Origin of the sequence: [Clostridium] saccharolyticum WM1 (assembly GCF_000144625.1) — a bacterium.
In the GTDB taxonomy this organism is placed as follows: domain Bacteria; phylum Bacillota; class Clostridia; order Lachnospirales; family Lachnospiraceae; genus Lacrimispora; species Lacrimispora saccharolytica.
This window is the reverse complement of sequence record NC_014376.1, coordinates 3,783,187-3,808,022: the sequence shown is the minus strand read 5'-3', so window position 1 is coordinate 3,808,022 and position 24,836 is coordinate 3,783,187. Positions and strand designations below refer to the sequence as shown.

Genomic DNA, 24,836 nt, shown 5'->3' with positions numbered 1-24,836 from the left:
TTATACCATATATTTCAGAAAAAAAATAACCGCTTGTGCAGATTTTCGACCGCTTGATCATAACCCATTGAAAAACACTTGACAAAATGATACCCTAATAAAAACTATCATACTTCTTCGGTGGAAGAGGTGTGGTAGTTTTTTATTTGCATTTTAAGGAAGGAGGAGGTCGCGTGAATGTCGCATTGTGCGCGGCGTTCTTGGAAGAGGACGTCTGGGAAAACCGTCTGGTAACGGCGGCTCTCCCACAAAGGATTGAAATTACGGAGTGTAATAGCGCAGGGGCACTTCTAAAGATACTGGAATTAAAGCCGTTTTCGCTGCTCATTGTCGTGTTAAACGGTGTGGCGGGACTGGAAGCGGTACGTCGTCTCAGAGAAAAAGCACCGGACGTTCCTCTTCTTTGGATTTCCGATGAGGATTACAGCCTGTTCGGCTATCAGTACCGTGTAACCTGTTTTCTGCGCCGGACGGTATCCGAAGTTCAGCTTCGGGAAGCAGTGGCAGGCTGTTTGAAGATTTCGGGAAACGGAGAGGAGGAAACCGCAAAATGACAAAAAACATTGCGCTGTGCGGGATAGAGGAAGAACTTGTCAGTACACTGGAACACTGCGGCGAATTCCGTCTCTTACGCTTTGGTGACGAACCGGAGCGACGCGGTGATGTAAAGCTGGCCTACTTTCTGCGGGACGGTCCACCTGTAGCGCTTGCCATCGTGGGCTATCCCGGAGCAAAGGGACTTGCCGCCTGCGATTATCTGCGGACACAGAACCGCGCGTTACCCATCCTTTGGCTGTGCAGCCGCAGGGAATTTGAACCGGAGGCAAAGCGGATTGGTGTCGCTTTTTGCGGTACTGATTCCAAGGACACGAGGGTGGTTGTCTGCATTTGCGCAGCCTGCCACAGCGAGAGAAGTGACACGGGATGAGTTTTTGCCGTCCCCAAGCAGATGAAACATAAGTAAGACAAAGCTTAAAATAACGCAAAACGAACAAGGAGGAACACCTATGAACACACACAAACCAGCCCATAGGCTGACAGCACTTGCGCTGTCTTTCCTGATGGTATTTGGCATGACGCCGATTTCGGTGGCGGCACAGACCGCAGAAAGTAATAGTCCAAAGGGCGAAATCATCGCCTTTGGGACATTATCAGAGGAGATTATAACCCATCAGGTTGCCCTTGGCACCTCGCTGGAGGATTTGGATTTGCCCCAAAGCCTGAACGTGACCGTTCGGGTGGCGACAGCAGCCGATGAACCGGAACCGGATGAGCCTGTTCTGGATTCCGGCGAACCGACACAGGAAGATGATAACGGCACACAGGAGAGTGAGGAATCCTCCGGCGATGCAGATGGCGAAGATGCGTCCGCCCCTGCTGACGATGAACCGCAGGAAGGCACACCGTCTGACGCACAGGAGCCGTCCGCAGAGGAACCGTCCTATATGGAAATGAATATTCCCGTACCGGCAGAGTGGACTTCTTCCCCGGATTATGACGGCGATACAGCGGGAGTTTATATCTTCACCGCTGAATTTGAGGACTTTGCCGTCAGTGCGGAGCCTCCTGTTATCACCGTAACGGTGGGCACACCCACAGGGGTGGTTACCGCCTTTGATGCGCTTGCGGACGAGATTCGCTGGCAGTCGGTGGAGTATGGCACGGCGCAGGAGCAGCTAAACCTGCCCGCAAGCCTTGCCGCCACGGTGGCGGGGAAATCCGCTGAGGTGCCGGTCACATGGCAAGCGGAGCCTGCCTACGACGGAGACACCAAGGGACTGTATCTTTTCACGGCACAGCTTGAGGGGGTCTTGAGCACCACGGAAGAACTTCCCCACCTTGCGGTGGTGGTACGCGCTGGAGAGCCTCGCGTTGCCATGTTCTCTTTTGGCGGCGGCGCAACCGACACCGACCCGTTTTTGATTGGATCGGCGGCGCAGCTTGCCGAAATTGCCGCGCTGACCAATGCGGGTCAGCTTGAAACGATCTTCCTTGGTACGGCAAGCGGCAAGGTATACTTAAAGCTGGACAATGATATCGACCTTTCCGGCTACAATGCCGACGGCGGCTGGACACCCATCGGTAATTTTTCAAAAAACTTCAAGGGAAACTTTGACGGCGGAAATCACGTGATTACCGGACTGGCCATTAACCGCTCCCAAGACGTTCAGGGACTGTTTGGGTGTATTGAAGGAGGCTCGGTGCAAAACCTCGGTGTGGTGAATGCCAACATTACTGTCACCGGCGATTATGTCGGCGGCGTGGCGGGGTATGTTGATAGCAGCACGGCGGAAAACTGCTATGTCACCGGAAATGTAAGCGGCTCTGAGTATGTCGGCGGCGTGGCGGGGCAGATTAGCGGTAGCAGCACCATGAAAAACTGCTACAACACCGGCAGCGTCAGCGGCACAAGCAATGTCGGCGGCGTGGCGGGACGGGTTTACGGCAGTACGGTACAAAGCTGCTACAACACCGGCAGTGTCACCGGCACCGGTCAATATGTCGGCGGCGTAGCGGGAGATATTATCGGCGGCGGCAGGGTGCAAAGCTGCTACAGCACCGGCAGTGTCAGCGGCGCAGGCTTTGTCGGCGGTGTGACAGGACTTCTTGACGGTGGCGCCGCGCAAAACTGCTATAGCACCGGCAGCGTCACCGGCACCGGTCAATATGTCGGCGGTGTGGCGGGTCGGTCTGTGACCAGCACTCTGCAAAACTGCGCCGCGCTGAACCCTTCTGTTTCCGATGGCAGCAATGCGGGCCGTGTAGCGGGGGGTATTATCGGCGGTACTGCCTCCGGCAACATCGCCTTTAGCGGTATGACGGTAAACGGCAGTATGGTGACAGGCGGTGCGGCAAACAATAACAGCGGCGCAGACACAACCGCTGCCGCCCTCAAGGAAGATACAGGTGGTGTGCTGTCTAATCTCTTCACCTCAGCAGACGGCTGGACATACACGGCAGGCAAACTGCCCATCCTCGCCGATTTTGCCGCAGGTGTGCAGGATGATACCATGCCTACCCATATTGCAGACGGCACCGACCTGAATTTCCGTGGCGAGGGCACATTAGCAAACCCCTACCAAGTCAGCACACCTGCCCAGCTTGCCAAGCTGGCGGAGCTTGTGAATGCGGGGAATACAGACTATGACAGCAAATATTATAAGCTGATGAACAATCTCGACCTTTCGGGCTATGCAAGCGGTGAGGGCTGGGTGCCCATCGGGGCTGATTCACTAAAGCCATTTAAGGGTATTTTTTACGGTAACGGCAAGCAGATCACAGGACTGACCATCAACCGTACCGGCAGCACTTGCCAGGGACTTTTCGGATATATTGGTGCTGGTATGGTGGAAAACCTCGGTGTGGTGACTGTCGGCGTCAGCGGGAATGAATATGTTGGCGGCGTGGCGGGATATGTTGGTGGCGGCACAGTGGATAATTGCTATGTCACCGGCAGCATCAGCGGTAATGACTATGTCGGTGGCGTGACGGGAAATGTCAATAACGGCGGTAGTGTGAGATACTGCTATGCCACAGGGCAGGTAACCGCCACAGGAAGCAACGTTAATGCCGGCGGCTTGGTGGGACGTGTACAAAATGGCACGGTAACAAACTGCGCCGCGCTAAACTCCGGCGTAACAGCAACATCTACCGCCAATGGCATCGGTCGCATAACGGGGCGCCTACAAAGCGGAGCTCTCTCCGGCAACATCGCCTTTAGCGGCATGACAGTGACGGTGGGCGGCAGTCCCAAAGGCTCGCTGGCGGAGGGCGGCAATGAAATAGACGGCGAGGGCAAAGACAAAGCCGCCCTGCAAACAGCGGGCGCTTTCCCCTCAGCTTTTAAAACTACCCCGTGGACATACACAGCAGGCAAGCTGCCCGGCTTGGGTGGCACAGCGGCGGATATGCCCGCTTACTTACAGGCGGAGGGCGCAGCCCCCTTTGAGGGTTCGGGACTTACCAAAGACGACCCTTACCTCATCAAAACCGCCGCAGACCTTGCCAAGCTGGCGGAGCTTGTAAATGCGGGGAATAATTTTGCCGACAAGTACTTTTGGCTGGAAAATAATCTTGACCTTTTGGGCATTGACCCCAATGGAGATAATACCGGTTGGGTGCCCATCGGAAGTGATACAAAGCTTTTTAACGGTAAATTTAACGGCAACGATAAAACCATCGCCAACCTTACAATCAACCGCCCGAGCGTCGATTACCAAGGGCTGTTTGGGGCCATCGGCTCCAACGGTATGGTGCAAAACCTTGGTGTGGTAAATGCCAGTGTCAGCGGCAAAAGCTATGTCGGCGGCATGGCGGGGCAGCTTGCCGGCACTGTGCAAAACTGCTACAGCACCGGTAGCGTCAGCGGCACAAACACTATCGGCGGAGTGGTAGGGTATGCTCCCGGTACAGTGGAAAACTGCTATAGCACCGCCAGCGTCAGCGGTGCCGGAAACCAAGTCGGCGGTGTGGCGGGGTTCATTTTTGGCACCGTGCAAAACTGCTATAGCACCGGCAGCGTCAGCGGCAAAAATGACGTCGGCGGTGTGGTGGGGCAGGTTACTAGCTCCTCTGCCATGGTACAATACTGCTATACCTCCGGCAGCGTCACTGGCAACCAGTATGTCGGCGGCGTAGCGGGGAGAGTTTACGGCAGCAAAGTGCAAAACTGTACTGCATTAAATCCCTCCATTTCCGGTACAAGCAGCGTAGGGCGTGTGGTCGGTAGTGTTGAAAGCAGCGGCACGCTCAAGAGCAACTACGCCTACACCGGCATCCCCGGCACATGGGCTAATAAAGGGTTAGATGCCAAAGACGGCGCGGATTTAACCTCCGCCACGCTGTTTGGCGGCAGCTTCTGGACGACTGCGGCAAACTGGGATACCGCAGTGTGGGACCTTGCGGAGGGCAAGCTACCTACCCTAAAGAATATTTCCGGGCAAAGCGGCGCGCCTGAGCGGTATCTGCTGAATCTTTCCACCGATGAACTGTCCGTGGTTCTTTCGGGAACGGATGTAAGCGGCAGCGGCAGTGCCTACACCACCCTTGCGAGCGCTAACCCGCAGACGGTCACGGTAACCGTTGCCGGTATGGAGAGCTGGACGAACCCGGACATTACGGTGAAATGGCAGCAGGGTGCAGACATAAGCACCCTCACGGAAATTTCCATGACAGACGGCAGCGGCACATTCAATATTCCCGCCGAGTTTACGGGTAATATCACCGTTGCCGCCCAATCGGTCAGCAATCCTAATAATAAAACATCCGTCACTCTCGCGGTGAGCAAGCGGGACTTGACAGCGGCGGATTTTACAATTGAAGAAAGCGATAGAACCAAAACCTATAACGGATCGGCGCAGTCGCTTCCCGTCATCGCACCCGGCGGAGCGGGCACCTTAACGCTGAATTATGGCGGATCAACGACCCCTCCGACAAATGTCGGTACCTATGCGGTGACAGCAGATGTAACCGCCGGAACGGTGTACAACGCAGCAACGGACATTTCGCTGGGTAACTTCACCATTGGGTCAAAGTCAGTTACCATCAACGGCATAATCGCATTACCCCGTGTCTATGACGGCACCATCGCCGTTGCGCTTATCGATGGCATTCTTTCCGGCGTGGAAGACGGCGATGTCGGAGACGTGGGCTTCACTTTGGGGACAGGCACCACATCGGACGCAAATGCGGGAGAAAACAAGCCGGTTACGATAACCGGCTGTGCCCTCACCGGCGCGGCCGCGGGCAACTACACCCTAACCCAGCCTACCGATGTAACGGTGAACATCACCACAAAGTTGCTTGGCTTCGCCTCCGCCACGGCAACAAACAAGGAGTATGACGGTAATGCTATCGCTGCGGTTACAGCCGTCGTGTTCAGCGGCTTGGTTGACCGCGAGAGCCTGGTTCTTGGCACCGACTATACCGCCACAGGTATGTTTGACAGTGCAAATGTCGGCACGGGAAAAACCGTCACCGTAACACCCGTGCTCAATTCCACGGAAAGGGCGAATAATTACACCCTTTTCGGCACAGTAGATGCAACCGCTAATATTACCGCCAAACAGATTGACGGCACGGTTTCGATTGTCGTGACCCAAGGCGGCGGTGATGCGAGCAGAATTGACGAGGGCGATACCCTCACAGCGAATATAAGCGGCATTACACCGAACGGCGCAACCCTTTCCTACCAGTGGTATCGAAATGGTGTGGCAATCAGCGGCGCAACAAATCAGACTTATATAGTAGCAGACAGTGCCAGCGACACCATTGGCTCCCTCCTTGCCGTCAAAGTAACGGGAACGGGTAACTATGTGGGAACTTTGGAAAGCAACACGGTGGAAATCGGCAGAATCCCACTGGGGGGCAGCGTTTCCATCGACGGAACAACTGCATTAGGCGATACACTCACACTGAACACCGCTTCCCTGATCCCAAGCGACGCAACCACTTCCATAGTGTGGCTTCGTGAGGGTAGCATTATCAGTGGTGTGGACGGCAGCAGTTATACCATCACCGGAAGTGATATTGGAAAAGCAATCTCCGTACAGGTGACCGGCACAGGTAATTACAGCGGCATAATAATCGCCGAAAAGACAGTCCCCGCCGTCGTACCCGATGCGCCGGTGCTGACTGCCACAGCGGGCAACGCGCAAATCACACTGAACTGGACAGTGCCCTTTAACGGTGGCAGTACAATTACAAAATATCAAATTTCCAACAATAACGGCACAAATTGGACGGATGTCGATCTTGTGAATACCCATACCGTTACCGGGCTTACCAATGGCACGGCCTATACCTTTAAGCTTCGGGCAGTCAATGGAATCGGCAACGGTGCAGAAGCTTCGGCAGTGGGTACGCCTGCTGCGCCGCACTCGGGTGGCGGTTCTTCTTCAGGCAGAAGCTCCGGCTCCGGCAGTACCCCAACAACACCGGAAAAGACACCAAATCAGCCGGTAACGGCGGCCACTCCTGTCACAGCGACCGCAGGAACAAACGGCTCTGCAAGCGCATCTATCCCGGATAAATCGGTAACGGATGCCATTGCCAAAGCGCAGGCGGATGCAAAGGCACAGGGCAAAACAGCAAACGGCATCACCGTTGCGCTGGATGTAACCATGCCAAAAGGCACAGATTCCCTGACGGCAACGCTGACACGCAACTCTCTGGACAGCCTTGTGAGCGCTGGGGTAAGCAGCCTTGAAATCAATGGCTCCCTTGTCTCGGTAAGCTTTGACAAAAAGGCACTGGCAGAAATCCAAAAGCAGAGCACCGGCAATATCAACATCGCCATTGCACCAAAAACAAATCTTTCCGCTGGAGCAAAAAAAATGATCGGCACAAGACCGATATATGACATTACGGTAGGCTATGGAAGCGGAAAAACAGTGTCCAGCTTTGGTGGTGGAGTTGCAACAGTATCTATTCCATATACGCTGGGCAAGAATGAAGCAGTCGGTGGTCTATATGCGGTCTATGTAGACGCAAATGGTAATGCTACTCGCATTGCAGGCTCTGCCTATGATGCAAACAGCGGCTGTGTTATTTTCACAACCACCCACTTCTCGCAGTACGGCATCGGCTACACTGCGCCGACAGCAAAGTTTACAGATATCAGAACCCATTGGGCAAAGGAATCCATTGACTACGTGGTAGGCAGAGGGCTGATGTCCGGAACCTCGGACACAGCATTTTCACCCAATTCCGCTATGACGCGGGGAATGCTGGTAACAGCCCTTGGCAGACTGGCAGGAGTGGATACAAAAGCCTATACAAAGAACAGCTTCACGGATGTAAAAGCAGACAGTGCCTATCGTCCGTATATTGAGTGGGCGTACAGTAAGGGCATCATTCAGGGCATCGGCAACAGCCAGTTTGCTCCGGACAGGGCGATTACCCGTGAGGAAATCGCAGTAATATTTACAAACTATGCAAAGGCAACCGGCTATACGCTGCCAATCACCCGTGAAGCGAGCGTCTACGCTGATGCTTCCAGTATTGGAAGTGCATACAAAGACGCTGTAAAAGCCATGCAGCAGGCAGGAATTATGATGGGCGGCAGTGACAATAAGTTCAATCCAAAGGGAAATGCCACCCGTGCCGAGGTTTCCTCCATGTTAGGCCGTTATATCAAGCTGACCATCAACCCTGCCACAGCGCAGGGCTGGGCGCAAAACGATGCCGGACAGTACCTGTACTACAAGGATGGCAAAGCTCTAACCGGCACACAGACCATCGACGGTGTGAAGTATTTCTTCAATACCGATGGTACGCTGAAAACCGGCTGGGTCAAGGACGGCGATAACTGGCGTTTTTATTCCGGTAAGACAATGTTAGTCGGCTTTTGGGATCTTGGTGCAAACGGAAACAATAAGACCTATTACTTTACTAAGGACGGTCTGATGATATCCGGTAAGTGGCTTGAGATTGACGGCAAATGGTACTACTTCTACACTGATGGCTCCCTTGCCAGAAGCACCAAAATCGACGGCTATGAGGTGGACAAAAATGGAGTGAGAAAGACAAAGTAACCGATATTTCTAAGAAACAGAATTGAATTAAGGGCAAACCCATCAAAAGATGGGGACGCAAAGCCGAGGGTCTAAGGCGCACATTGTGCTATGATAGTCTGGCTGCAAAAAAACTGCAAAGAGCCTGCTCTCTATCATAAGGGCAGGCTCTTGTCATAAGCAGTTTTAGCTGAATTATTTGAAGTACAGACCTCTTTCGCTGTGCGCCATAGCGAAAGGGGTAACCACATGAGCATTCCAAACTTCCATCCTTTTCGGGGGTGGAAATAGAGACGGCGCACGACAAATTCATATAGGTAAATATAAAAAGACAGCATTTTGCTTTTACAGGCAGAGTGCTGTCTTTTTGTATTTGACAAAGTTCCTTTTGATACGACATTTTTCGGCTTTTCACTGCCGTGGTCCTCCCTCCGATTTGTTTCGCATTTTAGCAAAACAGATCGGAGGAAAGGAATATGAAGAATTATAAAGAGAGTGATTATGCACTGAATAAGTTCAGTGAGGGCATTGTGTACCGCTTTGCCGACCGTATTGTGGAAATTACATTGGAGGATTACCTTGCGGAGAATCCCGGCAAAACAGCAGAGGACTTTATGGAACTAAAAGCCCTGTCGGACGAAATCTATCATCAGCAGGTCATAGACGAAAATCGGACAAGCCGTTTGGATGTCAGTATCAATGGCTTAGAGGATACGGAGGCGCTTGCTACGGCTTCTCTTGATGTAGAGCTGATACATAAAAAAGATACTGAAAAGGCCATAGAAGCCGCCAGACAGCTTCTTGACAGCGGTGGATTAACAGAAGTTCAGCGGCGGCGGTTCCTGTTACATTTCTTTCAAGGATTATCCTATCGGCAAATTGCAAGCTGCGAAGGAGTGCATTTTACTTCTGTACATGAAAGTATAAAAGCAGCTACGGCAAAGTTGCAAAGGTTTTTTGACATTGGGTAACCTAAACGGTAAACAGCGAATAATTATTGTCTGTTGATACATGTTGCCCACTTCACCACGGTTTAAAAATGTCCTTATGATACCGTGGTGAAAGTCGAGGGGTTAAGGTCATTAGGAGGCTATGGTAGTCTAACTACAAAAATCACAAGAGCCTGATCTCAAAATAGTGAGCAGGTTCTTGCTGCCTTTTACAAATATCTCTGATATCAGGCAGAGCTTTTGCTATGAACGATGGCCAAAAAGCACAATGTGAGGACTTAATAGATAAAACAATCTCCTATGCAGTAGCCTGAAAAATAAACCAGCCATCCTTAACCGAAAACTGAAATACACCGCCATGCTTTTCCACGATATGAGCTATGCTTTTTGTGCCAAAGCCATGCCCCTGCTCTTGTGATATTGGAAGCCCTTGGTGAAATATCGGCTCTATCTGATAACTATTGTGTAGATCAATGCACAGCTTATTATTTTTGGAATACATACGCAGCCGGATGATGCGTTTGTTGCTGTCAGGTATCTGTTCACAGGCATGGATAGCATTTTCCATGGCGTTTGACAAGAGCGAGCAAAGCTCAGTATCGCTGAATGGAAGCTCATTCGGCAGTTTCGCATCCACCGTCAGCAGGATTGACCCTTGTTTCGCTTTCGTAGCGAAAGCGGACAAAATCAGGTTGACGGTTTCGTTTTCGCAAAAGCGTGTGGGCGTGATGGCATCCATATCAGACTGGGCAGTTCGTAGGTACTCTTTGATTCCCTCTATGTGTTCCTTGGAGGCCAACCCTTGCAAAAAAGCAAAATGGTGGCGCATATCATGCCGATAGGATGCGGCGTTCTGTTGTAACTGCCGCAGAGAAGCAAACTCTGTCTGCGCCAATCTAAACTGTGCATCCAACATATCCTTTTCTCTTTGAAGGCTTGCCTGTTTTTGTGTCTCAGCATAGTAAAGGATAACAAACACAAAATAGAAAACAGAGATTGTTGAGGGCATGAACTGTACCGCCCATTCGGTGCCGCTGTAAAGCACATCGGTGTAGATGGCGGTCACATAGTCAAACAGATAGTAAAAAAGCGGTACTCCGCCTAAGAATAAGCAAGATTTTGTGGACTTCTCCATCAACTGCCGAACAGATCCGGCTACATATCTTTTCAAGAAATAATAGGCCAAAAACACGGATGCTATGTAAAAAATATGATCTGCAAGCCTGCTGTCCAAAGCGGCTCCTGCAAGGAAACCAAACCAGCGTGGTGCTTGACAGCAAAGATAACCGGAAAGCACGCTGACAACGGAGATGAGCCACGGACGTTTATAGTATAAAGAGAATATCACAATCAGCGGCAGATGGATAATCAGCGGATACAGCTTTGATGTCAAATCTAAGCCCAAAAGCCACCAACTGGCGGTTTGAACGAAAAGGAAAATGACACAGAGCAAGCCCGTGACGAGCCTGTTTTTCTTTGTAAGTTCTATTCCCGCAAAGAGAACGGACACCGTGATGCCAAAGATCAAAGAAACCCCAAATCGCAAGAGTCCTATCACTGTTACTGCCATTTTAAGCGCCCCCCTCCATTTGATAATTCAGATATTGCTGCTTCATCTCCTTTGCCTTGCCCTGTGCAATAGGAACAGAGGAAAGGGTCTGCAAGGTGATCTGATGGTTTTCAATAGTATCCACATACTGCATATTCACAAGATAGGAGCGGTGGGGCTTCATAAAACACCCATATTTCATCAGATTATCGCAGACAGGGGAAAAGGCTTCCGTACATTCGATGACCTTACCGGAGCGAAGATGATAGAGCACGTTTCTGCCGATGACCTCGGTAAAGATCAAATTGGAGATCAATATTTTTTGAATACCCTCATTGCTCTTTATGATAACCGCATCCTCATCCTTTTCCATTTTAATCTGCTCCAGCAGCTCATCAAAGGTGAAGAATAGTTTCTCCTTTGAAATTGGCTTGAGTACATAGTTGATAGCCTTCACCGAATAGCTTTCCAAAGCAAACTCAGGCGATGAGGTAAAGAATAAAATCGGGGCGGTTTTGTCAAAGGTGCGAATTTCCTTTGCCGCATCAATGCCGGTAAAGCCCGGCATCATAATATCCAGACAGTATATATCAAACCGCTTTCCTTTTTCCAAGGCCGAAATCAATTCAAATCCGTTTGGAAATACGGCGTGTTCACAGTTTAGATGTCTTGATGTTCGATACAGGTCTATCAGCTGTACCATATTGGATAGCTCGTCAATATTGTCGTCACAGACCGCAATTTGCAGCATAAACACCCCTCCATGTTCTATTAGACTTCTTCGGATACTCTCGCAGGCTCTCCCTCCTGCAAATCGGGTCGTTGCCGATTACCGGGTTCAGATTTTATAACGGAATTTTCATCAGGAACATACTCCATGATGTCGCCGAAATCGCAGCCCAAAACACCGCATATCCGAACCAAAATATCAACGTATATGTTTTCATCTTTTGATATTTTCAGAAGCGAACCGCTGCTGATGCCCGCCGCCCTGCATAGCTCGCCTTTTCTTATTTTTTTGTCGATCATCAGTTTGAATAATTTGTTATAACTGACACCCATAACACGCCTCACGTCCCTCTAAAAGTCGAAAATCGTTTATACAAGTAATGGATTACAGTATATCATCAAATCATGGTAAAAACAAGATAAAAATCGTGCGTACTCATCGATTTTCGTGTGATATTGTGTTTTTTTACATCTAAAAGCAAAAAAGACAGGAGCCTACTTTCCTCCAAAATCATATTTCATGTCGAAAAAATCATATTTCATGCAGCGGACGGTTTTGCAGAAAGATTTCTGATAGATTGAACGTGGATAAATAAATGTTATTTCGTTCAATCAAAAAGGAGGAAAAACTATGAAAAAGCAATTTATGGGCATACTGCTCACTCTGTGTATGGCGCTTACCTTACTGCCGACAACGGCGTTTGCGGCGGAAGCTGTGACCATACTGTCTTACCCCGCAAAGACCGAATATACGGTTGGCGAGGGATTTGACCGAACCGGGATTAAAGCGGTGGTCACGATAGGCGGCGAAAAAAAGGACATCTCTGACGAAATCAGTTTCAGAAACTCCGGCAATGTGACGCTCAATCAAGGTACGGTATTTGCGTACATCGCAGGAAAGCAGGAGATTACCCTGCGGTGGACTGCTCCGGGCGAAAAAACAAGCCAAATCGTGGGAAAATATACCGTCACCGTCACCGGCGAATATGTTGCCCCTGAGAAGACGGCGCCCGCACCAACTGAGACTACTCATAAACTGTATGATGCGATAGACAACGGCTGGTACAGCATCCGCCTTGGCTCCATAGCCTCTGGTGCCGCCGGTTTGTGGTATGGCGCTGGAGATGACACTTTTATCAATATCGACGCCGCAGGCAACGCGGTGCTGCGCACAGGAGGCAGAGACACGAAATTCTATGTTGAAAAAAAGCGCATTGTAGACGCTAACACGGCTGAAATAACCATAAAGATGGCGGATGGACGTTATCTGGGAGTTGCGGGCGAAATTGATGACAGAGCGATGTATAAGGTCGGTACGAACCCGGTCTACCGATCAAAGCCGGATGGCGACATTGTCGGGGAGCTTCCGACAGGCACCATTCTGGAAGTGACCGAGCTCAAGGGCGACTGGGCAAAGGTAAACTATGAAGGTAAGGCGTATTATATGTGGGCTGCCAGACTGACAAAAGTGAGTGCGGGCGAGACACAGGTGGCGGCTGTGGATAAGCCTTATTTATGGCAGATAGAAATCAAGGATAGTGCTGTGGCGGCTAATGTTGTAATGCGCCCCTCCGAGAACCCCAAAATGATGGTGTTCACTCCTGAAAAAAGCTATAAGGACGGTGCGAGGGTTACCCTAACTCAACTTGTTGCGAATGTTTCTAACGTGCGTTTTGAGGACTGGGGAGTACCCGTTAGCAACACGGAAATGGCACAACTCTTCTCTGGTGTGTTCAATAATTTAAGTAAATACTATCCTGAAGAGAGCCCGGTGAAATGGACTAACGAAAGAATCACAACCCACGGACAAGCCGCTATAGATCAGTGTTACGGCTGGCGGGTCTTTACCAATCCCAATATGAATTGGAGCACGAATCCCACCTATGGGGAATTTACATCGTACCTGATCAAACTCATGGACTATAACAAAGGCCAGGTTAGCCGCAAGGTGGCTCCCTTTACCAAGGACACCATCAGGAGCTTTGCCATCGGTGGCGACACGAGCGCCAACGCAAAAATTACATGGGAGCAGGCAGCGACCCTCCAATATAAAACCATCTGGTGGGAAGAAAAAGAAAATGTGAGGTTAGGTGAAGTAAGCGGCGTGAGAGACAAAGTAGAGATTCTTCGGTTGGCCGTGCCGCCGCGGAACCTGAAGTCTTCCGGGGGGACGCCCGGACAGACACCTGCTCCGGCACCGACACCCATCAACACCGTTACGGCAACGCCTACCAACACTAAGTTTATGTTAAACGGTGCGGAGGCTGCGCTGCCCGCATACAGCATCGGCGGCAACAACTACGTTAAACTCCGGGATGTGGGCGCACTCCTGAAAACACGCTTTGAAGTGCGCTGGGAGGACGGCAAGGCGAAGCTGTATAACCATGCGGCGTACACCAAGACGAGCGGCGAGCTTACTGCAATCGGCAAAGACGGTAAAAGTGCGACACTAAGCACCACAGGCTTCGTATGGGGTGACACCGGCGCAGCAGTGACGGGGCTGACCGCCTACACCATCGGGGGTAACAACTATATCAAACTGCGGGACATCGCAAAGCTGTTTGACTTCGATGTGGACTGGCGTGACAGTAAGGCGTGGATCGAGCCTGATGTGTCGCCGTACACGGAGGACTAATTGCACCGCCTACACTTTACACTTACACTTTACAAACCAACCTCCAAAATCATGTTTCATGTCGAAAAAATCATGTTTCATGCAGCAGACGGTTTTCTGTGGCAGGGTTTTGATAGAGTGAACGCATGGGACTTTGCCCGATACAACCCAACAGAAAACGGAGGATTTAGAAATGAAAAGGTTACTGGTACTTATCATGGCGCTTGCCATGACGCTGAGCCTTGCAGCCTGCGGAGGAAACAATGCTGCTCCCGCAGAGTCTCCTTCCACACCCACACAAGTCGAGAAAACGGAATTTACAGCAGAGCAACAAGCACTTGCGCAGGATTTTATGAGCATGGCAGAGGAATTTGATGCAATTGCTGACAGGGTAAATGCAAGCCCTGAACTTCTGGAAAATGAAGAGCTTGTCACTGCTATGAATGACCTTTCCAGTGAAATTATCAAGGCGGACGAATACTTTGCCAGTCCTGAAACGCTCACGCCTGAGATTATGGGCGCCTTGACAGTAGCCATTGAGGTAGGCCGTTCATTCATCGCTGAAGCCGGTGCCGCTTTAGAAGAAATCGGCCATTGATATTCCCTGAACACCACAAAATTAAACGAAAGAAAATGGAGGAATTTATAATGAAAAAGTTACTGGTACTTATGATGGCGCTTGCCATGACACTGAGCCTTGCAGCCTGCGGCGGCAATGCCGAACCCCCTGCATCCACACCGGAATCCACCCCCGCCGCTGCGGAACGGAAAGACAATGTAACCCCCGAGCAGGCAACGGCAATTGTAGACATCATGGCGAAGATGGGTCCGCTGTACGAAGAAGCGGCGGCAGCGGCCACGGCAAACGGCTGGGATCAAGACGAGCTGGCGGTTCAGGAGCTGAACGCGGTATATGCTATTATGGACTCCGCAAGGGTTGGACTTGGAGAACTTGACGGATACGGAGACACCAGCACAGAGGATATTGACGCCGTTATAGAACAGTATCAGGCAATGCTGGACGAAATGCCCAACTTAGTCACTAAGTACAGCGAGCCCTACAGCAACTAATCATTGCGTTTTATCAAATGGATAAAACATAAAAAAATAATCTCATGGCAAAAGCGGATGCGGAACACCCGCATCCGCTTTTGCAAAAAGGAGGAAATGACTATGCTGCCAACTTTCATCACAATCGCCGTAATTGCTGCGGTCATTGTTCTATGGATCATCTCCACCCAGCGCAGACTGGTGGTGCTGGATGAGAATATCAGTAATGCCATGAGCCAGATCGGGGTGCAGCTTTCCAGCCGCTTTGATGCGCTGACGGCCCTTTTGGATTTGACAAAGGGCTACGCCAAGCACGAAAGCGAAACGCTGATTGAAACTATCAAATCCAGAAGAAGCGTCATCACGGCAAAATCCACGCCGGATGATGTGATGCGTCAGGAAGGGGTTATTTCTGAAGCCCTTGGCAGGATTGCCATGGTAACGGAGCAGTATCCTGACCTGAAAGCCAATCAAAGCTATATCAAAACCATGGATGCGGTGCAGACCTTTGAAAATATGGTGCGCACCAGCCGTCTGATCTACAACGACAGTGTAACAAAGCTGAACCGTGAAATCCGAATGTTTCCGGTCTCCATGGTCGCCGGGATGCTGGGTTTTGGGCAAAGAGAGTATCTTGTGGAGCAGGCTGATAAGGCGGATATGCCCAGCATGAAATGAGGTGCCCGATGCGCAAAAAAGTAAGCGGACTGATTCTATGCTTTGCCTTATTATTTGCCCTCCCTTTCCCGGCTTTTGCGGCAAATCAAGTCAATACCATGGATATACAGGCGGTCATTTACGAGGACGGCTCCATGTATGTGACACAGGTATGGGAGGGAAATTTTAACGAGGGAACCGAAAGCTACATTCCCATGAACGCACCTGATTATCTGACTATCAGCCAGCTTACAGTCTCCGACCAAAACGGTGCTTATGAAACCGTGCCGGATTGGAATATTGATTGGAGCTTTGAAGAAAAGGCGAGAAAATGCGGCATCCATGATACGGACAGCGGGTATGAAATTTGCTTTGGCATCAGCCGGTATGGGCAAAACCGCTATGCCATTGAATACAAGCTGGGCAATGCAGTGGGCGGTTACAGCGACAGGGATGGAGTCAATTTTCAATTTGTCAATGACGGCATGAACACCATCCCCACCGATGTGAAGGTGGAAATCCGATTGGCGGACGGTACGCCCATAACCGAGGAAAACGCCGCAGTATGGGGATTCGGCTATGACGGACAGGTGGAATTTTCAGACGGCGCTATTCTGGCCTACACGGAAAGCCCCATTGCTCCCGAAAACCATGTGGCGGTACTGTTTTCTCTGGAGAAAGGAATCCTGTACCCCTCACGGCAAGAACAGGGCAGCTTTGAGGAAGTAAAAGAAACTGCCTTTTCAGGCAGCGATTACGATGATACCGGCGAAGAAGTATCCACATTTGAAGCGATTGTCACGATGCTTTTGTCCATGGGACTTCCCATCGGGTTGATGATTTGGTCTTTCAGAATAAAAAAGAAACGTGCGGAGAAAAAAAGGCAACGATTTGCAGAGCGGTTCGGGTATTTCAGGGACATTCCCAACGACGGCAATCTGAGTGCCACCTATGCGCTGGGACGGATGTTTGATGTGTGTGAGGACGGTGCGATTCTTTCCACAGGAATGCTGCGGCTGATTCAGCTTGGCTGCCTGTCCCCCGTGGAAACGCAGCAGATCGGTTTGATGGGACAAACCCGCGAAACAGTGAGCCTGCGGCTGGTGGGCAGCAATCATAGCAGTATGAACGAATATGACGAGTACCTTTATACGGTGCTCGAAAGCGCGGCCGGTTCGGATTCCACTTTGCAGGCAAAGGAGCTGGAACGCTTTGTAAGTCAAAACGACAAGCTGCTGCGTACCTACATACAGAAATGCGACAGTGCGGGCAGAACCTATTTGAACCAAAAGCATTGTCTGAAACGGTGGAATACACCGGTAAAGCTCACCGACCTGACCCCTGCCGGGGAGCAGGAGCTGGGCGAGCTGATGGGGCTGAAACGGTATTTGACGGATTTTTCATTGATTGCCGAACGAGGTGTCAAGGAAATGCCGATTTGGCGGGAGCTTTTGACCTATGCCATGCTCTTTGGTATCGCCGATCAGGTGGCGGAGCAGATGAAAGAGCTGTACCCACAAATTTCTGCCGAGCTGACCGATTATAGTCAAAGTATGGCGACCGCCTATTCCTACCACTACTTGCTTTACAGCAGTATGAAGAACACTGAGGAACAGCGTGAGCAGGAAAAGCGCAGCGGCGGAGGCGGCGGATTTGCTTCCCTTGGCGGAGGCTGCGGCTCTATCGGCGGCGGTTCGGGCGGAGGAACAAGATAATGAGAACAAATGGAGGAAATGATGATGGGTCTATTTTCTAAAAAACCCCCTTGCCCCATCTGCGGCGGCAAGATTCCACTGATTCTGCCATCGAAAATTGAGGGCGAATATATTTGTAACAACTGTTATAACAAGATTGATATGGACGCCGACAAGGAAAGCAATCTGACAATGCAGGGCTTTCGGGAGTATCTGGCATTCTACGATCAAAACCAAATACTGAAAGGCCAGTTCGTGGTTTCTGAGCGGATTGACTTCGGCCTTTGGGATACCAAAATCATCTTTGATTACCAGAACAAGCTGTTCTGTATGAGCAAAAACCCGGATAAAACCGTGTTTGAAGGAAGGCAATTGAAATCCTTTACCATCAGGGAGGACAGTACCCCTCTGTTTGAGGGTTCAGCGGCAGGCATACGCCGTTATACCAGCACCGTAACCGAGCGGGCTATGGCGATGGCGCCGCAAATCGCACAGATTGCAGCGAGCAAGCGGATGGCACGAACCCTTGACAGGCTGGACGACGGCAAGGTAAATAACTCCACACCGGTGCAGTATTTTGATATTCCTGAACCCTTTCAGGCGTTTCACGTGGAGCTGCATTTCGACCACTCCTACTGGACGGTGCTCAAATGTGATATGGACGGTCCCCGGTTTAATAACACCCTCCCGGATGTGAACAACTACCTCCGCTCCTACCAGCAAAGCATAGAAGAAATTGAAAAGCTGGTGGCTGCACTCAGGATGGTGGCTTTTCCCGACGCAGCCGAGCAATCTATTGGCCCCGGTATGGTGGGAATGGGGGTGTTACAGACCAACATGGCTCCGCCTGCTGATGCCATTGAAGAAATCAAAAAATACAAGGCGCTCATGGAGGACGGTGTGATTTCCCAGCAGGAGTTTGAGGCAAAGAAAAAGCAGCTCCTTGGGATTTGAAGAAAATCAACTTGTCTATGCGGAAGGAGGGCATGACATGACCTACGCCTGCGAGGACTGCGGCTTTTTATTCTACCGAGCAGGAGAGGTAAAGGAATGCCCTTCCTGTGAAAAACCCCATATTCGCTCTGCCACCGAGGAAGAAATCGGGAGGCTGGAAAAACTTTTGGAACAAGGAAAAACAAGTTTAGAAATCAAGGAGGGACAGACCTTATGAACAAACGACTATTCAGTATGTTTCTTGCGCTGTGCATGATTGTGACCATGCTGCCGGTATCGGCAATGGCGGAAGAAATACATACGACCATTGGCGGGAGCGGAGAAATCATTAGCTTTGCACCGCTGACAGAAACAGCAAAAGCGGTATCACTGGGAACATCCATTGAAGATTTGGAATTGCCCGAAACGCTGACCGCCACAGTGCGGACAGCCGTGCCTGCCGATGAAGATTCCACACAGGATTCCGGCAGCCCGGAAACGGCAACTCCCACAACGGCCGCCGAGCCTAAATGGAAAGAAACCACCGGGGATATTCCGGTGGAATGGGCCTCGCCCGACTATGACATGGATACCGAGGGCGTTTATGTCTTTACGCCGGTGATAGAGGGTTACACGGTCTCTGCCCCGCTACCGGAGCTTACCGTGACGGTGGGTGAAATGCCGCCAATTGCGGCGGCGCGCGGGGAGGTTGCTCTCCTGTCTGAGACAATCCCCGAACTATGGGTGGGCGGCGTGCAGGTGACCAGCGCCAACGCAAGCGATGTACTGGGCGAAGCAGACGGCGATGGCGCAACCGTCATCTATGACCCTGCCAGCGGCACCCTTACCCTTGACAATGCGAATATCACCAATGGATACAACACGACAATAGACGACCGAAATGTACAATTCGGCATATGTTCTACTCTTAATGCCCTAAAGTTGGTCGTGGTGGGAACCAACACCATAACCTGCCCCAATGCATCTGTCAAAGACAGTTATGCCATCTACACCACAGGCACGCTGGAGATTTCCGAAAGCGGCAGCGGCAACTTGACTGCCACCGGTGGCACGGCAAGCGATATAAGTGCCGGTATGTATGTTTCCGATGGCCTGACCATAGAGAGCGGCAGCCTGACCGCCACCGGTGGCACAGCAATCTATTTGCAAAGCAAAAGCTACGGCGTGTATGCTGATAGCCTGACCATAGAGGGGGGCAGCCTGACCGCCAACGGCGGTGCGGTAACATATCAAAGCGGCGAAAGCTACGGCGCGTATGCTGATAGCCTGACCATAGAGAGCGGCAGCCTGATTGCCAAAGGCGGTGCGGCAACCGGGACGTTCGGCAAAAGCTACGGCGTGTATGCCGGCAACAGCGTGAGTGTTTCTAATGACGGCACCCTGACCGCTACCGGCGGTATGGCAAGCAACAGCGGCACAAGTGCAGGTGTGTATTTAAACAACGGCGACAGCACTGACAGCAACGGCAGCGTGAGCGTTTCTGATGGCGGCATCCTGACTGCTACCGGCGGTATGGCAAGCACCACAAGCGTCGGCGTGTATGTAAACAACATCAGCAGCAACGGCAGCACCGTCAGCGTGAGCGTTTCCGATGACGGCGAACTGACCGCCAAGGGCGGCACGGCAAGCGGGACGTTCGGCACAAGCGTCGGCGTGTATTTTGACAACAGATCCAGCACTGACAGCACCGGCAGTGTGAGCGTTTCCGGCAGTGGCAAACTGACCGCCACCGGCGATGCGGCAAGCGGGACGTTCGGCACAAGCGCCGGCGTGTATTTTGACAACAGATCCAGCACCGGCAGCACCGGCAGCGTGAGCGTTTCTGATGACGGCAAACTGACCGCCACCGGCGATGCGGCAAGCGGTTCGCAAGGCACAAGCGCCGGCGTGTATGTAAACAACAACAGCACTGACAGCACCGGCAGAGTGAGCGTTTCCGGCCACGGCGAACTGACCGCCACCGGTGGTATGGCAAGCGCCACAAGCGCCGGTGTGTTTTCTAATGGTTCCGGCAGCAGCGTGAGTGTTTCTGATGACGGCAGCCTGACCGCCACCGGCAACGCAGCAAGCGCCAGCTACGGCGTATCCGCAGAAAACGGCAGCATGAGCATTTTCGATGGAACGATAACGGCACAAAGTGGCGCGGCAAGTAGCACAAGTGCAGGCGTGTATTCCGGCAGCCTGAGCGTTGGGGGCGGAATGGTGACCGCCACCGGCGGCACGGCAAGCGACATAAGCGGCAAAAGCGCAGGCGTGTATGCTACCAGCGTAAGTGTTTTCGGCAGCGGCGAACTGACCGCCACCGGCGATGCGGCAAGCGAGACTAACGGCACAAGCGCCGGTGTGTTTTCTAATGGTTCCGGCAGCAGCGTGAGTGTTTCTGATGACGGCAGCCTGACCGCCACTGGCGATGAGGCAAGCGGATTCGTCGGCACAAGCGCTGGCGTGTATTTCCAATCTTCCAACGGTAGCATGACCGTTTCCGGCGGCACGGTGGAAGCAACCGGTGGCACGGCAAGCGCCATAAGCGGCGGTGTATATTTCCAATATTCCGGCAGCATGACCATTTCCGGCGGCACGGTAACGGCACAAAGCGGCACGGCTGCAACCTCACAGGCAATGAATACCCCCCCCCCCCGACCTTGACCACCACACTTCTGACTCCAGCATCATGGTGGGTGACGTAGCCCCGGGTACTGTGTGGGATAACAGCACGGCACTGTCCACCTACAAATATGTTCAGCTTGTGGTTGTTCCGGTCGCACCCACCCCCAATCTTTCCGTTGCCGATGTCACCCTTGACGCCGTAACCGTGGGCTATGATCGGACAACCTACAAGTCCATCGTCATCACCAACAGCGGCGATGCGCAGGCGACCATCACCAATGTGACAACTGACCACCCATTCGTATTTTCGATACACCGCGGTCAAGACTTCGTTGCCGCCGGCAGCAGCATCAACTCGTGGGATATAAGGGCTGCAACGGGTCTTGCAGTGGGCACATATACCACCACCATCACCGTCACTTATGACGGCGGACGCACCGCAACGGCAACAGTTTCCATCACCGTAAACGCAGTGGGCAACTACACTGTCACTTTCAACCCGAACGGCGGCACGGTCAGTGAAACTTCACGCTCGGTTGCACCCGGTACGGCGGTAGGAGCACTCCCGACACCGACACGCTCTGGCAGTTACAGCTTTGACGGCTGGTACACGGCGGCAAGCGGCGGAACTCAGATTTCCGCAAGCACGACAGTCAGTGCCAATGTGACCTACTATGCACATTGGAGTAACACCGGTGGCGGTGGCTCTGGAAGCGGCGGCGGAAGCTCCTCAAACGACAACAGTAGCCCTGTCATCGTCACCCCACCCGCACCGGACAAGCCGAATTCACCCACACAGGGGGAAATCAAGGTTTCCGGCACAGTGGACAGTAAGGGCAATGTCACAGTGAACATTTCTGACAAAACTGTGACCGATGCCTTTGAGAAGGCTCTGGCGGACGCCAAGAAAAACGGCAACGAGCAAAATGGAATCACGGTGATCCTCCGTGTTGATACCAGCAGCAAGACCGGCTCTAATGTTACGGTTAATCTGCCTAAGACGGTACAGGACACCATCATTGCGAAGAAAATCGTCAACACCATTGTGGTGGTGGACAACCCCGACATCCGAATCGGCATGAATTTGGCTACCGTGCAGGAAATTAACAAACAGGCAAAATCGGATGTCAACATCACTGCCACCCGTGGGGACAGTAGCAAGCTGACCGGTGATGCGAAAAAAGCCATCGGTAGCCGCTCGGTATTCGACCTCAAGGTGAACTACGGCAACGGCAAGGAAGTTAGCAGCTTCGGCACAGGCAGCGTATCGGTAACCATCCCATATACCCTCGGCGCAAATGAAAAGGCCGGGAATGTGCAGGCGGTCTATGTGGACGCCAAGGGCAAGGTACACTGGCTCACAAACTCAGTCTATGACAGTGTGGCACAGGTACTGCGTTTCAGCACCGATCATTTTTCCACCTATGGCATCGGCTATAAACAGACTAACACCGCATTTACGGACATTGCGGCTCATTGGGCAAAGGAAGATATTGAGTTTGTGGTGAGCCGTGGATTGTTTAGCGGCACTTCCAACACTACCTTCAGCCCGAACACGGCTATGACAAGAGGAATGTTCGTCACCGCCCTTGGACGGCTGGCAAACGCCGATGTGAACGGCTACACAAAAAGCAGCTTCACCGATGTGAAGAACGATGCTTACTATATGAACTACATTGAGTGGGCAAGCAATAATAACATTATAAACGGGGTTGGAAATGGAAAGTTTGCCCCGGATCAGTCCATCACCCGTGAGCAGATGGCGGTCATTATGAGCAACTATGCCAAGACCATCGGTTATACTCTGCCGAAGGTTCATATCGAAAATATCTTTACAGATAACGCTAAAATCAGCACCTACGCCAAGGAAGACGTGAAGCAGATGCAAATGGCAGGCGTAATCAGCGGCAAAAACGGCAATCTCTTTGATCCGCAGGGTACAGCCACAAGAGCCGAGGTGTCTGCTGTACTGCGCCGCTTTGTGGAGCTGGTAATTTCCAGCTCCACGGCGCAGGGCTGGTCCATGAACGATTCCGGCAAATGGATGTACTTCAAGGATGGCAAGCCCCTCACCGGCAAGCAGGACATCGACGGAGCGACCTATACCTTTGACCAGTACGGCGTGACAGCGGATGTGCCGAAGAATTTGCGGTACACCACCTACACCGTGCAAAAGGGCGATAGCTTCTGGAGCATATCTCGCAAGCTGGGCTGCCCCATGAGTGAGCTGGAACGGCTGAACAACAAGAGCCGGTTTTCTCTCATCATTCCCGGCGATGTACTCAGAGTACCAGAGAAGTAAAAAAACAAATCAATAAGCTATGGGCAAACCCGGCAAAAGCCGGGGACGCAAAGCCGAGGGTCTAAGGTGTCTTAGGACGCTATGATAGTCTGGCTGCTGACAGTTAAGCAAAAGCCTGTCCTTCATACTCGGAGGGCAGGCTTTTGCGGTTTTTAACGGATGCTTTGGACTTCGTGATACCGGCTTTCGCTATGGCTATGGCGAGAGAGGTATCCATATGAAGATATTCCGCTTTTATCCCTTTTCGAGGTGTAAATAGAGCAAGAACATTCGATACATACTCCTATTCAAACCTGCAATTTAATAGTGTATACCTAAAAAAGTCAGTATTTTGCCATGGGCATAGTGCTGACTTATTTTTTCCGACAAAATCTCTGCTTGTTTTACAATATATTCCATTCTCAGGCTCTTACAGTAGCCTTTCTGCACAACCACGATGCCGTTCCCCACCCTCCGATCTGTTTTCGCATTTCAGCAAAACAGATCGGAGGAAAGGAATTTGAAAAATTATAAAGACAGTGATTATGCCCTAAATAAATTCAGCGAGGGCATTGTTTACCGCTTCGCAGACCGCATTGTAGAAATCACACTGGAGGACTACCTTGCGGAGAACCCCGGCAAGACAGCGCAGGACTTTTTGGAGCTGAAAGCCTTGTCGGATGAAATTTATCATGAGCAAGTCACACATGAAAATCGGACAAGCCGTTTGGATGTGAGCATCAATGGGCTGGAGGAAACAGAGCAGCTTGCCGCACCACCCCTTGATTTGGACTTGATACATAAAAACGATACCCAAAAAGCCAAGGAAGCCGCAAGGCGGCTGCTGGACAGTGGAGAATTGACAGAAATCCAGCGGCGGCGCTTTCTCCTGCATTTCGTGGAGGGCTTATCCTATCGCCAGATTGCCGGTCGTGAAGGGGTACCTTTTACCTCTGTCCATGAAAGCATAGAGGCGGCTACGGCAAAGTTGCAAAAGTTTTTCAAAAGTTTAATTTTATATTTGTGAAAATATAATAAACCTGAGAGTGATGCCTTTTGGACTTCTCATGTAAACCGCTATAATATAGAAGGAGATAAGGGGCAACTGATAGGAAGTTATGGACTTCCCAATATGGGAGTAGACACTTTAACATATCGGTTGCCCTGTTTATGATAAAAATTCGCACCATCCGCAGCTATAATTTTATTTGTTGAAAATATACGGATATTCGCATATA

The 24,836-nt window shown here is 51.3% G+C and carries 17 protein-coding genes, 2 pseudogenes and 2 riboswitches; of the genes and pseudogenes, 15 read left to right on the top strand and 4 right to left on the bottom strand.

The genetic code is table 11. From position 1 onward, the window contains the following. Positions 1-173 precede the first annotated feature (173 nt). The 3 genes and pseudogenes from CLOSA_RS17705 to CLOSA_RS23715 form a co-directional block, all read left to right on the top strand. The gene (locus CLOSA_RS17705) at positions 174-554 is read left to right on the top strand and encodes a response regulator (RefSeq protein WP_013274110.1); all 381 of its coding nucleotides are present in this window, start codon (positions 174-176) and stop codon (positions 552-554) included. Continuing rightward, the gene (locus CLOSA_RS17700) at positions 551-928 is read left to right on the top strand and encodes a response regulator (protein ID WP_013274109.1); all 378 of its coding nucleotides are present in this window, start codon (positions 551-553) and stop codon (positions 926-928) included. Before CLOSA_RS17705 ends, CLOSA_RS17700 begins: the two co-directional genes overlap by 4 nt. A 79-nt stretch (positions 929-1,007) precedes the next feature. After that, a pseudogene (locus tag CLOSA_RS23715) lies at positions 1,008-1,799 on the top strand (hypothetical protein); the annotation flags it as partial. Positions 1,800-2,090: 291 nt separating this feature from the next. On the opposite strand, the gene CLOSA_RS23280 reads toward CLOSA_RS23715, so the two are convergent. After that, on the bottom strand, positions 2,091-2,627 hold the full coding sequence (locus CLOSA_RS23280) for a hypothetical protein (RefSeq protein WP_242647756.1): 537 nt from the start codon (positions 2,625-2,627) through the stop codon (positions 2,091-2,093). Between the two features lie 66 nt (positions 2,628-2,693). Between CLOSA_RS23280 and CLOSA_RS17695 the strand changes: the two genes are divergently transcribed. Together CLOSA_RS17695 and CLOSA_RS17690 are read left to right on the top strand one after the other, a co-directional pair. Then, the gene (locus CLOSA_RS17695) at positions 2,694-8,534 is read left to right on the top strand and encodes an S-layer homology domain-containing protein (protein ID WP_242647755.1); all 5,841 of its coding nucleotides are present in this window, start codon (positions 2,694-2,696) and stop codon (positions 8,532-8,534) included. A gap of 22 nt (positions 8,535-8,556) precedes the next feature. After that, positions 8,557-8,644: riboswitch (cyclic di-GMP riboswitch) on the top strand. 345 nt (positions 8,645-8,989) lie between these two features. Then, on the top strand, positions 8,990-9,484 hold the full coding sequence (locus CLOSA_RS17690; RefSeq protein WP_013274107.1) for an RNA polymerase sigma24 factor: 495 nt from the start codon (positions 8,990-8,992) through the stop codon (positions 9,482-9,484). Between the two features lie 277 nt (positions 9,485-9,761). Here the strand turns inward: CLOSA_RS17690 and CLOSA_RS17685 are convergent, their stop codons facing one another. The 3 genes and pseudogenes from CLOSA_RS17685 to CLOSA_RS17675 form a co-directional block, all read right to left on the bottom strand. Beyond that, entirely contained in the window at positions 9,762-11,033 is a 1,272-nt protein-coding gene (locus CLOSA_RS17685; RefSeq protein ID WP_013274106.1) for a sensor histidine kinase, read from the bottom strand. A 1-nt stretch (position 11,034) separates the two neighbouring features. Continuing rightward, a complete protein-coding gene (locus CLOSA_RS17680) occupies positions 11,035-11,763 on the bottom strand; it encodes a LytR/AlgR family response regulator transcription factor (protein WP_013274105.1) in 729 nt (242 codons plus the stop codon). Between the two features lie 110 nt (positions 11,764-11,873). Further along, positions 11,874-12,074, bottom strand: a pseudogene (locus CLOSA_RS17675) (helix-turn-helix domain-containing protein); the annotation flags it as partial. A gap of 298 nt (positions 12,075-12,372) precedes the next feature. Here CLOSA_RS17675 and CLOSA_RS21915 point away from each other — a divergent pair. The 10 genes from CLOSA_RS21915 to CLOSA_RS17625 all read left to right on the top strand — a co-directional run bounded on the left by CLOSA_RS21915 (position 12,373) and on the right by CLOSA_RS17625 (position 24,625). Beyond that, positions 12,373-14,376, top strand: coding sequence for an SH3 domain-containing protein (locus CLOSA_RS21915; protein ID WP_013274103.1), 2,004 nt, complete (start codon positions 12,373-12,375; stop codon positions 14,374-14,376). Between the two features lie 172 nt (positions 14,377-14,548). Continuing rightward, a complete protein-coding gene (locus CLOSA_RS17665) occupies positions 14,549-14,953 on the top strand; it encodes a hypothetical protein (protein ID WP_013274102.1) in 405 nt (134 codons plus the stop codon). Positions 14,954-15,003: 50 nt separating this feature from the next. Continuing rightward, a complete protein-coding gene (locus CLOSA_RS17660) occupies positions 15,004-15,426 on the top strand; it encodes an acid shock protein (protein ID WP_013274101.1) in 423 nt (140 codons plus the stop codon). Positions 15,427-15,528: 102 nt separating this feature from the next. Beyond that, the gene (locus CLOSA_RS17655; RefSeq protein ID WP_013274100.1) at positions 15,529-16,083 is read left to right on the top strand and encodes a LemA family protein; all 555 of its coding nucleotides are present in this window, start codon (positions 15,529-15,531) and stop codon (positions 16,081-16,083) included. Positions 16,084-16,091: 8 nt separating this feature from the next. Then, entirely contained in the window at positions 16,092-17,777 is a 1,686-nt protein-coding gene (locus tag CLOSA_RS17650) for a DUF2207 family protein (protein ID WP_013274099.1), read from the top strand. An 18-nt stretch (positions 17,778-17,795) separates the two neighbouring features. Continuing rightward, the gene (locus tag CLOSA_RS17645) at positions 17,796-18,710 is read left to right on the top strand and encodes a DUF4428 domain-containing protein (RefSeq protein ID WP_242647754.1); all 915 of its coding nucleotides are present in this window, start codon (positions 17,796-17,798) and stop codon (positions 18,708-18,710) included. Between the two features lie 37 nt (positions 18,711-18,747). Further along, positions 18,748-18,927, top strand: coding sequence for a hypothetical protein (locus tag CLOSA_RS17640; protein ID WP_013274097.1), 180 nt, complete (start codon positions 18,748-18,750; stop codon positions 18,925-18,927). Continuing rightward, entirely contained in the window at positions 18,924-21,356 is a 2,433-nt protein-coding gene (locus CLOSA_RS17635) for a beta strand repeat-containing protein (RefSeq protein ID WP_013274096.1), read from the top strand. Before CLOSA_RS17640 ends, CLOSA_RS17635 begins: the two co-directional genes overlap by 4 nt. A 25-nt stretch (positions 21,357-21,381) precedes the next feature. Beyond that, the gene (locus CLOSA_RS17630) at positions 21,382-23,619 is read left to right on the top strand and encodes an S-layer homology domain-containing protein (protein WP_013274095.1); all 2,238 of its coding nucleotides are present in this window, start codon (positions 21,382-21,384) and stop codon (positions 23,617-23,619) included. A gap of 12 nt (positions 23,620-23,631) precedes the next feature. Then, a riboswitch (cyclic di-GMP riboswitch) is annotated at positions 23,632-23,720 on the top strand. Positions 23,721-24,118: 398 nt separating this feature from the next. Further along, complete coding sequence (locus tag CLOSA_RS17625) at positions 24,119-24,625, top strand: sigma factor-like helix-turn-helix DNA-binding protein (protein ID WP_041708691.1); 507 nt, start codon at positions 24,119-24,121, stop codon at positions 24,623-24,625. Positions 24,626-24,836: the final 211 nt, after the last annotated feature.